Here is a 12,350-nt window from a genome sequence, read left to right on the forward strand (position 1 = left end):
AACCAAAGGCCTCAGTGGTTACCGTAAATCGGGGTTTCAGAATCGCCCTACGAGTGCTGGCGAAAATGTCGATCCGGGATGCCGGTGAGTCAGTCGGCATTTTTTGGTCGATTGCCAACTTTAGGCCGTATAAACTTGCGCAACGCGTCGGCCAATAGATGTCTCGGCGCCACAGATCAAGAGAGTGAGTAATGGGCGCACAGTGGAAGGTTAAACACAAAGAAGCGGCATCCAACGCCAAGGGCAAGATTTTCGGCAAACTGGTGAAAGAAATCACCATTGCTGCGCGCAACGGCGCCGATACCGCCACCAACGCACACCTGCGTCTGGTGGTTGAACAAGCTAAAAAAGCTTCGATGCCCCGCGAAACCCTCGAACGCGCGATCAAGAAAGGCTCCGGCCAGCTCGGCGAAACCGTGCAATACCATCGCGTGACTTACGAAGGTTTCGCACCGCACCAGGTGCCGCTGATCGTTGAATGCGTGACCGACAACATCAACCGCACCGTGGCTGAAATCCGCGTGGCATTCCGCAAGGGCCAATTGGGCGCTTCCGGTTCGGTGTCGTGGGACTTCAACCATGTCGGCATGATCGAGGCGTCCCCGGACAGCCCGGACGCCGATCCGGAAATGGCCGCCATTGAAGCGGGTGCTCAGGATTTCGAGCCAGGTGAAGAAGAGGGCACGACCCTGTTCCTGACCGAGCCTGCGGACCTGGATGCGGTGCAGAAAGCACTGCCAGAGCAAGGTTTCACAGTGTTGTCGGCGAAACTGGGCTACCAGCCGAAGAACCCGGTCAGCGGTTTGAGCGACGAGCAGATGGCTGAAGTTGAAGCGTTCCTGGAAGGCCTCGACAACCATGATGATGTGCAAGATATGTTTGTGGGTCTGGCGGGTTAAGCATTCCAGCTGGGACGAATTTGTCGTCTGATAGACCGCCTTCGCTGGCAAGTCGAATCGTCGCAACGCAGCTCCTGCAGTTGAATGCAGGAGCTGCGGCGCGACGATTCGACTTGCCAGCGAATGACCGCGCAGCGGTCACCGATCTTGCAGTTCCCGCAAAATCTCGCCAAACCCCGGTCGCTTCAGCACTTCTGGGTGACAGCAGCGCTCCTGCAACACTTCCAGCTCTTCGCGCGCGACATCGCTCAATCCCGAGTCGATGCGCTCCAGCAGCTCCCCCAGCAACACACCAAACGCCCGGACCTCGATCCGTTGCAGCGCTCGGCTTTGCGGGCTGTCGCCGGTTGCGTGGAAAGACGCCGCGCCAAAATCCCCCAGCAGGCAATCACCGTGCTCGTTCCACAGGATATTGTGGCCATAGAGGTCGCCGTGGGTGATGCCCTGGCGGTGCAAGTGTTTGGCTGCCGAGGCGACGCCATGGGCGATGCGCAAGGCCACGCCGGCGCTGAACCGAGTGTCATCGGCGTAGATATCGCGGGTGCAGGACGCCAGGCTCGGCAGCGCGGCCAGGTTGCGATAACTCGGATCGATCAGTTGCATGACCAGCCCGGCCTGCTGGTCGGGATGATCGACGATTCGGCCCTCGACCCGGATCAGGCTCGGGTGGAGGCCAGCGGTGATGCAGGCGTTCATTTCGTGCAGGGGGGAGCCATCGCTGGTCATTTCGCCCTTGTAGAGCTTGACCGCGACCGGCACGGCCGATTGCTCTGGTTGTTCCCAGGTGGCTCGATGAATTACCCCCGAAGCACCTTCGCCCAGTTGCTGCTCCAGACGCAGTTCATCCCAGGGAATCTGGGCCGTGGCTTGCAGCGCAGCCGCATCGGCTTCGTTTTCCAGCGGGTTACCGGCGTACGCCAGCCAGGTCAGGCTGGGCAAGGCCAGCAGCCATTCGGGCAGTTCGCTGAGCTGATTGGCAGCGATGCGAATCAGTTCGAGCCGATGGCACTGACTCAGGCTGCGGGGCAGACGCTGCAAGCGGTTGCCGGCGAGCATGAGTTTTTGCAGGTACGGTCGGTCGCCCAGTTCAGTGGGCAGTTCAGCGATGCGGTTGTCGGTCAGGATCAACCAACGCAGCAACGGTGGTAGCGCGGCAGCAGGGACGGTTTCGATGGCATTGGCCTTGAAGCCGATCATCGTCAGCGCGGTGCATTGGCCCAGGCACGCCGGCAGTTCGGTGAACAGGTTGTCCGAGCAGAACAGCACCCGCAAGCGGGTCAGGCGATGCAGGTCATCCGGCAGGCTGCGCAAGGCGTTGCCGCTGAGGTTGAGCACTTCCAGCGAGTCTGCCAGGTCGAAGATTTCCTGGGGGAACTCTGTCAGGCCGCAAGCCAGGTCCAGGCGGGTGATGCCAGTCAGTTGACCGGCGCGCAATTGGGCAAGGGTATCCATGTGCGGGTTCGCTATTGATCAAGGGAAGGCGCGGGGGCCTGGAAATGGGCGACATCATAGCGGTAAAGCAGGCTCGCCTGTCAGACCGGTAAGCGTACTTCCAGCAACTGCCCCAAACGGCTGCGCGTACGCGCCAGATCGATGGCATCGCCCCCCAGGCTTTCACGCAACGATTGTTGGCCGAGCAGCGTCAGGTGCTTATCCTGATCGTATAAAACGTCGATCAAATTGATAAAACGCTGCTGCGCGGCGATCGAACAGTCGGCCAGGTTGGGCAGTTCGTCGATGATCCAGTGATCGAAGCGCCGACACAGCTCCAGATAGTCCATGACCGCCGTGGGGTGTTCGCACAGATCGCCAAAGGTGAAGCCGATGGTCCGCTCTTCACAATGCCTCGCTTGAAAATGCCGGGTGCCGACCGGCAGTTGCAAAGGCGGGGCATCGCGTTCTGGCAGGCTCAACGCCTGGCGTTGCGTCACGCTACCCGGCCAGACATACCGCCCTTGCGTAAACACCTGCTGTGCATGCGTTCTCATCTGACTGCGGTAGTCATGCGGGCCGCCGACCTCCATCACGCGCATGCGGGCGTGGATCAGCTCGATCACCGGTTTGAAGCGCGCATGGTAAAGCGGGTTGGGTAGTAACCCTTCCGGAGGATAATTGGACGTCACCAATAGCAGAATGCCGCGACGAAACAGCGCCTTGAACAACCGTGTGATGAGCATCGCATCGCCGATGTCATGGACGTGAAACTCGTCGAAACACAGCACTCGGCAATCGCTCAGCAGTTCATCGAGGGTGACTGCCAGCGCATCGGGCTGATCGCGATGGGAGAACATACCCTGATGCAGTCGGGCAAAGAACTCGTGGAAGTGCAGCCGCTGTTTTTCCTCGATCGGGATTGCCTGGAAGAAGCCGTCGAGCAACCAGCTCTTGCCGCGTCCAACCGCACCATGCAGGTAAAGACCGGGGAGGGCTTTCGCGGACTCGCCAAGCAGCGCTGTGGCGTGCTGTGCCATGCAATCGATCACTCGCTGCTGGCTGTGGCTGAGGGTGTAGCCCTGGGCATGGGCCTTTTGGCGGAAGTATTCATGGACGACTTTACCCGCAGTCATGCCGCTGGCCGGCACCGCAAGCGCTTTACGCAAAAGGCTGCGAATGGAAGGCAAGCGTGGTGTCAGTCGCGAACGGTTGGGCGGTCGAGCGGCCATGGTCAAAACATCCAGAAATCGTCAGGCCGGCTCCCCGAGCAGCGGCGGCGTAGTGTAACCAGTTGGGTAATTTCCCTTCCAGTCCTGTCGACGGGTGAGGCGGGTTGATTGGGGTGTCGGCCTTCGCAGGTGTTTGGGCAAGGCTGAACACATTCTCGAAATGATCGCCGAACCCCTTGTGGGAGCGAGCCTGCTCGCGAAGAGGCCGGCACATCCAACATTGATGTCGACAGGCAGACCGTTTTCGCGAGCAGGCTCGCTCCCACAGGGGGGGGCGGTCAAAACTGTGCAGTTTGTTTGAGCATCTGAGCCGCCGGTGTGTCGCTCGGGCTGACCATCGCATAGTTGTAGCCGCTGCCGGACCAGTACTCGGCCTGCAACTCGCCATCGCTGCGACTGCCTCGTGGCAGCAAATTGTTTTTCGGTCCCGGTGGGCGCACGTAGAAGCTGATCTTGTGCCCGCCCTGATCCTCGTAGACCACCATCGCCGCAGGCCCTTGTTCGGTGCTGAGCAAACGACCGCTAACCGGTTTGAAGCCTGCGCCCGACAGGTCTGGCAGGCGATTGGCGCGGGTGAAATACCGATCGAGCCAACTCTGCATGTCGCCGTCGGCGCTGACTTTATAGTCGGCCGGCAGGATGCCTTGCTGGGCGATCAGGCGATAAGCCTGTATGGCATCGGTCATCGGCGGCGGGGCGCCGGGCAGGGTCATCTCGCGCGCTTGCCAGCCGCTCAACCCACCGACGCTGACGGCAATCAACAGCACGGCAGCGCTGGCCAGATGGCGACGGGATTGGTGTTTAAGGCGCTGGCGAATCAGCGCCGGGTCAAGCTCCTGATTGACGGGTTGTTGCAGGGCGCCGCTCAGCGCAGCGCGCAGTTGTTGGGCGTCCTGCTGCCAGGCGCGCACTTGCGCGGCCATTTGCGGGTGGCTGGCCAGATAGGTCTCGACCAGGCGTCGGTCGGCGTCGTCGAGTTGGTGATCGACGTAAGCGTGCAGGTCACGCTCGCTCGGGGGCATGCTGATCATTTGAGTATCCGCAAAGAAGGGCTGGTGATTTCGCCGTCGCTGAGCTGGCGCAAGGCCTGGCGGGCGCGGGACAGGCGGGACATCACGGTGCCGGTGGGGACGTCGAGAATCTCGGCGACCTCTTTATAACTCAAACCTTCCACCGACACCCAGAGCAGCAGCGCGCGCTGTTCGGTGGTGAGCTGATCGAAGGCGTGCAACGTCGATTGGGCAATCACCGTGCGTTCGACCGACGGCTGTGCGTCGTCGCGCCCGGTAAAAAATTCGAGCATTCGCGCATAACGCCGGGTGCGGCGATGGGCATCCAGAAACTGCCGGTACAGAATCGAAAACAACCAGGCGCGCAAGTCGCCCTCGGGGCGTTTGTCACCCCAACTCGACAGCGCTCGCTCCAGGCTTGACTGCACCAGATCGTCGGCGCTGCTGGGATTGCGCGTCAGCGAAACGGCGAAACGCCGCAATCTGGGAATGATTTCTCTGAGTTGTTCGTCGATATCGTTCATGTGTTTCTGACTAGTCACTACGCTTTGGACTAGGAAGACGCCCGGCATTCGAGGTTATTCCACGCCTGCAAAAATAAACACCGGGCGATGGAATAAAGCACTGTGGGGTACGTCTGCTTGATTCTTCTCACTTGTGGCCGATGGCCCTGGAGTTATTCATGGTAGATCGCTCATCACCGCCCACCCGGCCACCGCTGAGTGCCGCAAGCCTGACGCTGCGCTTGACTGGCATTGCGGTGGTGGTCGCCGCGCTGGCCGGTGCCTTTGCCTACGTCAACGGCACACTCGACCCACAGCGCCTGACACCAAAAGCGCTGATCAATGTGCTGGAAAAGAACAACGGCGTACACCCGGGCTTCCGCCGTAATCACGCAAAAGGTGTGTGCGTGATTGGGCATTTCGAAAGCACCGCTGAAGCACGCAGTTATTCCAGTGCGCAGGTGTTCAGCGAAGCCCAGACCCCGGTGGTCGGGCGATTCGCGTTGCCCGCCGGCAACCCTTATGCACCGGACAGCGCCGTGCCGATTCGCAGCATGGCGTTGCGTTTTACCCAGGCCAACGGCCAGCAATGGCGCACGGGGATGAACAGCATGCCGGTGTTCCCGGTGGGCACCCCTGAAGCGTTCTATCAATTTCAACAAGCCCAGTCACCGGATCCTGCCACCGGTAAACCTAACCCGGCAGCAGTCCCGGCATTCTTCGGTTCGCATCCGGAATCTGCGCCGTTCCTGGCCTGGATAAAAACCGCCAAGCCGTCGGCCAGCTATGCGACGGAGACTTACAACAGCGTCAACGCGTTTTACTTGGTGAACGCCGCCGGTCAACGCCAGGCAGTGCGTTGGAGCATGGTGCCCGTGGCACAGGATGCAGCGGGTGCCACAGCGCCTGAAGGCAGCGATTTTCTTGAGAAAGACCTGGTTCAGCGGTTGTCGGCCGGACCGCTGCGTTGGCAGTTGAGGATCACGTTGGCGAACCCGGAGGATCCGATCGACGACGCCAGTAAGGCCTGGCCCGACGGTCGAAAAGTCCTGAATGCCGGCACCTTGGTCCTTGAGCGCACCCAGCCACAACTCAATGGCGAGTGCCGTGACATCAACTACGATCCGCTCGTGCTGCCCAGCGGCATCGAAGGTTCCGACGACCCATTGCTCGCTGCTCGCTCAGCCGGTTACGCCAATTCCTACCTGCGCCGTACCAGTGAAGTCAGTCAGTTGCCCGCCGCTAAACAGGAGGCTCAACAATGAGCGCTCAACCGAATCATTTCGCGCCGTTGGCGCGGCTGCTGCATTGGCTGATGGCGCTGATGATCATTGCGATGCTGTTTATTGGCGCGGGGATGGTGGCGTCGGTGTCCGAGCGCCATGAGTGGTTGATCCATCTCCACAAGCCATTGGGCGTTGCGATTTTGCTGCTGGTGATCGTGCGTTTGTTTGTACGCTTTTCCACGCAACAGCCACCGTTACCAGCGGATCTGCCGGGCTGGCAGGCGCTGGCGGCCAAGGCCTCGCACGTCTTGCTGTACGTCTTGATGTTGGTATTGCCATTGCTCGGTTGGGCAATGATTTCGGCGGCGGGTGACCCGGTGATGATCAGCAACTCGCTCCAGTTGCCATCGATCCTGCCGGCCAATGCGCAGGTGTTTGCGTTCTTGCGCAAGGCGCATGGGTATCTGGCGTATCTGCTGTTTCTCACCGTGCTGCTGCATTTGGCAGCGGCGTTGTTTCACGGTTGGGTGCGGCGCGATGACGTGCTGGACAGCATGTTGCGCGGCAAGGATCGCGGCTGAGTGTGGTATGGCTGCATGCCCGGCATGCAGCCATTGAAGGCCATCAGCGCAGGGTGTCGACCATGTCGGCGATGGTGGTCAACACGTCTTTGCCCAATTGCTTCGAACGCTTGCCGGACCAGCCTGTGAGCGTATTGGGTGCATCGTCGTTGTCCTTGAACGGCATCTCCAGGGTCAACGACAGGCAGTCGAATTTTTGACCGACGCTGTTGCAGGCCAGGGTCATATTGGCTTTTCCCGGCTCGTCGCGGGTGTAGCCGTGCTTGGTCTGGAAATCCTTGGTCAGGTGTTTCAGATGGCTGCGGAAATGCTCTTCGAGTTTTTCGATTCGCGGCGTATAGCCGGGATTGCCTTCGCAGCCAGCGGTGAACACGTAAGGGATTTCTTCATCGCCGTGGACGTCGAGGAACAAGTCGACGCCATATTTTTCCATCTGCTGTTGGGCGAACAGCACTTCCGGGCTGATCTCCTGGTTGGCGCTCTGCCAGGCACGGTTCAGGTCCTGGCCCATGGCGTTGGTGCGCAGGTGACCATGGAAGGCCCCGTCGGGATTCATGTTTGGGATCAGGTACAGGTCGGCGCTGGCCAGTAGCTTGTTCAGTACCGGGTCGTCGTGTTTTTCCAGGCGCTCGATCACGCCCTCCATGAACCATTCGGCCATGTGTTCGCCGGGGTGTTGCTGAGCAATCATCCAGACCTTGCGCCGGCCTTCAGCACCCGTGCCCTTACGCAGCAGCTGGATGTCTCGACCTTCAACACTTTTGCCGGTGGCCAGCAACTCGGTGCCGGCCTTGGTCAGCGCCTGCTCGATCAGCCAGTCGTGACGGCCACGGCCGTAAGGTTCGAAATAGGCAAACCAGGCGTGAGTAGCGGTGGCTTCGAGGCTGAAGCGCAGGCAGTCGCCTTCAAAGATGGTGGGGACGCGGAACCAGTTGACGTGGTCGTACGATGCAACAGCTTGATAACCGTCCCAGGCTTTGTTGTACGAGGACTTGCTGGCGTTGTTCAGGCGAAACCAGTGTTCCTGACCGACGTGCAGACCGCTGGCCTTGAAGTGGAACCATTGAAAATGCTGGCTGCGGGTGTCGGGTGTGATGGCCAGTAACGCTTGCAGCGGATTGCTGATATCCAGCACTTCAATGTTGCCGCTGTCAAAGTTTGCACTGATGTCGAAGGAGGATTTGGCCGCAGTCATAGTCGGTTCCTGAATATGATTTTATGGCTGCTACTTTACACGCTGGGAAGGGAATAGGCGGCTGGAAAAATCGCCAGGCCCTATAGGTCGCCGTGGCGCCATTCACTCGGAACATAGCGTTGCGGTGAAGTGAAACCTTCATCGACGTGTATAGATCACCATCAGGATGGCCCCCAGCACCGAGCCCGCACTATGTGCCGCGTTCGGCGCGCGGCAACAGTAGTCGCCGACGTTCAGTGTTCGGTTCTGATCGTAGAATGAGCCTTGCAATACGAACAGTTGCTCAAGCTCGCCTTCATGGGTATGACTGGCGACATGGGCGCCAGGGTCGACCTTCATCAATAGCGTTTTTTCACCGCGCTCGCTGTCCTCGAACAGCGGTTTGATCCAGAAACCTTCTGCCTTTGTCGGCAGCCAGTCATCCATCGAGGAAGCGTAATAGAGAGAGCCTTCGACCGGTCCCTGGATGCCGTTTTTCCCGGCAATTCTCCATGAGGGTGTTTCATCGCTTGGCATGTTTTTCACCTGGGTTCGTTTACAAGTCCTTGACCAGTCGCAAGGCATCGTAGATCGCTGCGTGGGTGTTGCGTGCAGCCACGGCATCTCCGATGCGAAACAGCTGGAATCTGCCGTCCGGGTTGGTCACCACCTGCTGAGGGTTGCCGACGATCAGGTCCTGATGTTCGACCACACCGCCGTTGCTGGAAGCGGATTTCAATTCGAAATACAGGTCATCCAGCGGTCGGGTGCCGTGGTTGACCACCACTTGGTCGACGCGTCGAACCTTGCGCGCACTGCCGTAATCGCTGTCGATCGTTGCCAGCAGATCCTGACCCTCGCGCTCGACGGCGAGCAGCCGGAAGGTGACGGTGAAGGTGGTATCCAATGCTTGCAGCGAGCGCATGTAGGGCACCAGATTCATCGCCATGACTTCGGGCGCGAAGGTTCGGTCCGGCGTCATGATCTCGACTTTTGCGCCACTTCTGGCGATGAACTCGGCCGCCTGCAGCGCCGCATGATCACCGGCATCGTCGAACAGCAGGACATTGCGCCCGGGTTTCACATCCCCGGCAATAATGTCCCAGGTGGAAACCACCAGCTCATTGCCCGCCGAGAGAATCTCCGTATGGGGCAGGCCGCCGGTGGCGATGATCACCACGTCCGGGTTTTCGTCGTGGACGGTGCTGGCCTCGGCCCAGGTATTGAAACGAAAGCTGACGCCGCGCGCCAGGCACTGGGCCATGCGCCACTCGACGATGCTGATCATTTCCCGCCGGCGTTCCGATTGCGCGGTAAGCCGAACCTGACCACCGGCCTGGTTGGCGGCTTCGAACACCACCACCTCATGGCCACGTTCGGCCGCCACTCGCGCCGCTTCCAGCCCGGCGACACCGGCCCCGACAATCACAATCTTACGTTTGCGCGCAGCCTTGGGAATGTCATGGGGCATGCTGGTTTCACGGCCGGTGGCCGGGTTGTGAATGCAATAGGCAGCACCGCCCTGATAGATCCGGTCCAGGCAATAGTTGGCGCCGACACAGGGGCGAATATCCTCTTCGCGCCCCTCGACAATCTTGCGCACGATATGCGGATCGGTCATGTGCGCGCGGGTCATGCCGACCATGTCGATCTTGCCCGAGGCGATGGCATGGCGGGCGGTGGCGACGTCCGGAATCTTCGCCGCGTGAAAGGTGGGGAAATCGGTGGCGGCGCGAATTTCTCCCGCGAAGTCCAGGTGCGGTGAGTTGCGCATGCCCTGGATCGGAATCAGGTCGGTCAAACCCGCGTCGGTGTCGATGTGGCCGCGGACAACGTTGAGAAAGTCCACCATGCCGCTGTCTTTCAAGCGCCTGGAAATGTCCAGGCCGTCGGCCGCGGTCAGCCCGCCGGGCATTAATTCGTCACCGGTATAGCGCACGCCGACGATGAACTCGTGGCCGACGCGCTGGCGAATGGCGCGGAGGATATCGAAGGTAAAACGCAGCCGGTTATCGATGGAACCGCCATACGGGGCATCGAGGTCGTTGGTCAGTGGCGACCAGAATTGATCCATCAGATGCCCGTAGGCTTGCAGTTCGATGCCGTCCAGGCCCGCAAACTTCATCCGTTCGGCAGCGTCAGCATAGTCCTTGATGATGCGTTCCACATCCCAGTCTTCCATCTTCTTCGGGAAGGAGCGATGGGAGGCTTCGCGCTCGAATGAGGGTGACACCACGGGCAGCCAATCGCCCTTGTCCCAGCGCGTGCGCCGGCCCAGGTGCGTCAACTGGATCATGACGGCCGCGCCATGCTCGTGGCAGGCGTCGCTCAAGTCGCGCATCCAGCCGACCACTTCGTCCTTGTAGGCCAGAATGTTGTTGAACACCGGCGGGCTGTCCCGGGAGACCGCAGCGGACCCTGCAGTCATGGTCAAGGCCACGCCGGCCTTTGCCCGTTCCACGTGGTAGGCGCGATAAAGCTCCTTGGGCATGCCGTCCACGGGATAAGCCGGTTCGTGGGCGGTGGTCATGATGCGATTTCGCAAAGTCAGATGCTTCAACTGATAGGGCTGGAGGAGCGGATCATTCAGCATCGTCAAGACTCTCCGAAAGAGGGCAAGGACCTACGTTGAAATTACGTTAGGGTGAAATGTACACCTGTGTCAACACTGTGGACACAGGTGTACATTTTGCTTGCGTGGTGTTGTTTCAGCGACTAGGATCGAGCCATGAACGAACAAACCAAAGCAGTAGAAACCGGCTGGAGAGGGTCACTGGAAGGGTGGCTCGATGCAGCTTATGAAAGCCTGACCGAGTGCGGGGTCGACACGGTGCGGGTGATGCCGCTGGCGAAAAAGCTGGGGTTGTCGAGAACCAGTTTTTACTGGTTTTTCAAGGACCGCGAAGAGTTGCTCGCGGCTTTGATCGAGCGCTGGAGGGTGAAGAACACCGGTAATCTGGTCGCCCAGACCGAGTGTTATGCCGAGAGCATTGCCGAAGCGATGCTTAACGTTTTCGACTGTTGGCTAAACCCCGACCTGTTCGATTCACAGTTCGAATTTGCCATGCGCAGTTGGGCCTTGCAGTCCGCTGAAGTGTCCGAGCATATCCGCGTTGCCGACATTGCCCGGCGCGAAGCCCTGATCCGGATGTTCATGCGCTTCGACTACACATACGAGGGTGCCGATGTGCGGGCCCGGACGATTTACCTGACACAGATTGGCTACATCAGCACCAACACCCGAGAGGATATCGGGGAGCGAATGCGGCGGATTCCCGAGTACGTGAAGATATTCACCGGCCAGGAACCCCTGGAGCGCGAATTGAAACGCTTCTACTCCCGCCATGGGTATGTGATGGATGAGGTTTCATCGTCTACCCAAGACTGATCTCACCGTCTGACTGACGAAGGCAGGTTCACATGTTTGAAGAACCCACGATAGGCATTATCGGTGGATCGGGATGGCTTGGCCGTTCGATTGCCCTGGCGATGCTCGACAAGGCTTTTGTCCAGCCCGGTGCGTTGGTGCTTTCGAATCGCAGCGCGAGCAACCCGCTGTCGAGTGCCAAGTGGCCGCAGGTGACGGTAACGCGCAACAACCAGGAGCTGGTGGAGCGCTGTGAAGTAGTTATCTTGTCCGTGCGCCCCGAACAGTTTGCCGAGGTGGAAATCTTCGCTGAAAACCGGCTGGTGATTTCCTTGATGGCAGGTGTTTCTCTGGAAGACGTAGTGCAGCGTACCGGCAGTCGGCAGGTGATTCGCGCCATGGCCAATGCCGCCGCCGAAATCGGCAAATCCTATACGCCTTGGCTGGCTACTCTAGAGGTCGGCGAAGAGCAGAAAGCGTTCGCCCAGCGGTTGTTCGAAACCTTTGGTGGTGCCGATGAAGTCTTCAGCGAAAGTCATTTGAATTACCTGACGGCGTTGGTGGGAACAGGGCCTGCTTACCCGGCGTTGCTGGCTCGCAGCCTGTTTCAACATGCCGTGAGCAGCGGCCTGCCACCGGTGATCGCCCAGCGTGCCGCCCATGCAGTGGTGGTGCAAGCCAGCCAGTTGATTGGTAATGGGCACTCCGTCGACGAACTCTTGCAGGCGCTCATCAGTTATCGCGGTGTCACGGCGGCGGGTCTCGACGCCATGCTCGCCAGCGGATTTGAAAAAACAATAAAAACAGGGCTGGAAGCAGCGGCCTCGGTCGCCAGTTCCATGAGTTCCTTTGCCCATTCTGCTGACACGAAAGAAGGTCCAATGACGCGGTAGTTGGCCCTCCTTAACTCTGGCCGCAATCGAGGTT

12 protein-coding genes are annotated in these 12,350 nt (G+C 59.7%); 5 read left to right on the plus strand and 7 right to left on the minus strand.

Annotated elements, in window-relative coordinates; all coding sequences use genetic code 11:
• The first annotated feature begins 191 nt into the window (after positions 1 to 191).
• Complete coding sequence (locus AC3ISI_RS09600) at positions 192 to 899, plus strand: YebC/PmpR family DNA-binding transcriptional regulator (protein WP_489336645.1); 708 nt, start codon at positions 192 to 194, stop codon at positions 897 to 899.
• Between the two features lie 138 nt (positions 900 to 1,037).
• Here the strand turns inward: AC3ISI_RS09600 and AC3ISI_RS09605 are convergent, their stop codons facing one another.
• The 4 genes from AC3ISI_RS09605 to AC3ISI_RS09620 all read right to left on the minus strand — a co-directional run bounded on the left by AC3ISI_RS09605 (position 1,038) and on the right by AC3ISI_RS09620 (position 5,096).
• Entirely contained in the window at positions 1,038 to 2,351 is a 1,314-nt protein-coding gene (locus AC3ISI_RS09605; RefSeq protein WP_489336647.1) for a leucine-rich repeat-containing protein kinase family protein, read from the minus strand.
• 80 nt (positions 2,352 to 2,431) lie between these two features.
• The gene (gene zapE, locus AC3ISI_RS09610; RefSeq protein WP_489336648.1) at positions 2,432 to 3,562 is read right to left on the minus strand and encodes a cell division protein ZapE; all 1,131 of its coding nucleotides are present in this window, start codon (positions 3,560 to 3,562) and stop codon (positions 2,432 to 2,434) included.
• Positions 3,563 to 3,840: 278 nt separating this feature from the next.
• Positions 3,841 to 4,593 carry an anti-sigma factor family protein gene (locus AC3ISI_RS09615; protein WP_489336649.1) on the minus strand — a complete coding sequence of 251 codons (753 nt, stop codon included), beginning with the start codon at positions 4,591 to 4,593 and terminating at the stop codon, positions 3,841 to 3,843.
• On the minus strand, positions 4,590 to 5,096 hold the full coding sequence (locus tag AC3ISI_RS09620; protein ID WP_489336650.1) for an RNA polymerase sigma factor: 507 nt from the start codon (positions 5,094 to 5,096) through the stop codon (positions 4,590 to 4,592). The genes AC3ISI_RS09615 and AC3ISI_RS09620 overlap by 4 nt, the downstream gene beginning before the upstream one ends.
• A gap of 158 nt (positions 5,097 to 5,254) precedes the next feature.
• Between AC3ISI_RS09620 and AC3ISI_RS09625 the strand changes: the two genes are divergently transcribed.
• Together AC3ISI_RS09625 and AC3ISI_RS09630 are read left to right on the plus strand one after the other, a co-directional pair.
• The gene (locus AC3ISI_RS09625; protein ID WP_489336651.1) at positions 5,255 to 6,340 is read left to right on the plus strand and encodes a catalase family peroxidase; all 1,086 of its coding nucleotides are present in this window, start codon (positions 5,255 to 5,257) and stop codon (positions 6,338 to 6,340) included.
• A complete protein-coding gene (locus tag AC3ISI_RS09630; RefSeq protein ID WP_489336652.1) occupies positions 6,337 to 6,882 on the plus strand; it encodes a cytochrome b in 546 nt (181 codons plus the stop codon). The genes AC3ISI_RS09625 and AC3ISI_RS09630 overlap by 4 nt, the downstream gene beginning before the upstream one ends.
• 43 nt (positions 6,883 to 6,925) lie before the next feature.
• On the opposite strand, the gene AC3ISI_RS09635 is transcribed toward AC3ISI_RS09630, so the two are convergent.
• The 3 genes from AC3ISI_RS09635 to AC3ISI_RS09645 all read right to left on the minus strand — a co-directional run bounded on the left by AC3ISI_RS09635 (position 6,926) and on the right by AC3ISI_RS09645 (position 10,649).
• Positions 6,926 to 8,077: a M14 family metallopeptidase gene (locus AC3ISI_RS09635; RefSeq protein WP_489336653.1), complete on the minus strand. Its 1,152-nt coding sequence runs from the start codon at positions 8,075 to 8,077 to the stop codon at positions 6,926 to 6,928.
• A 138-nt stretch (positions 8,078 to 8,215) separates the two neighbouring features.
• Positions 8,216 to 8,593 (minus strand): cupin domain-containing protein, encoded by a 378-nt coding sequence (locus AC3ISI_RS09640; RefSeq protein WP_489336654.1) that lies wholly within the window; start codon positions 8,591 to 8,593, stop codon positions 8,216 to 8,218.
• 19 nt (positions 8,594 to 8,612) lie between these two features.
• The gene (locus tag AC3ISI_RS09645; protein WP_489336655.1) at positions 8,613 to 10,649 is read right to left on the minus strand and encodes an oxidoreductase; all 2,037 of its coding nucleotides are present in this window, start codon (positions 10,647 to 10,649) and stop codon (positions 8,613 to 8,615) included.
• Positions 10,650 to 10,784: 135 nt separating this feature from the next.
• Between AC3ISI_RS09645 and AC3ISI_RS09650 the strand changes: the two genes are divergently transcribed.
• Both AC3ISI_RS09650 and AC3ISI_RS09655 read left to right on the plus strand, forming a co-directional pair.
• On the plus strand, positions 10,785 to 11,444 hold the full coding sequence (locus AC3ISI_RS09650; RefSeq protein ID WP_032833623.1) for a TetR/AcrR family transcriptional regulator: 660 nt from the start codon (positions 10,785 to 10,787) through the stop codon (positions 11,442 to 11,444).
• Between the two features lie 32 nt (positions 11,445 to 11,476).
• Entirely contained in the window at positions 11,477 to 12,316 is an 840-nt protein-coding gene (locus tag AC3ISI_RS09655) for a pyrroline-5-carboxylate reductase family protein (protein WP_489336657.1), read from the plus strand.
• The last annotated feature ends 34 nt before the right edge of the window (positions 12,317 to 12,350 follow it).

It is taken from the genome of Pseudomonas sp. GL_139_B, assembly GCF_057834475.1.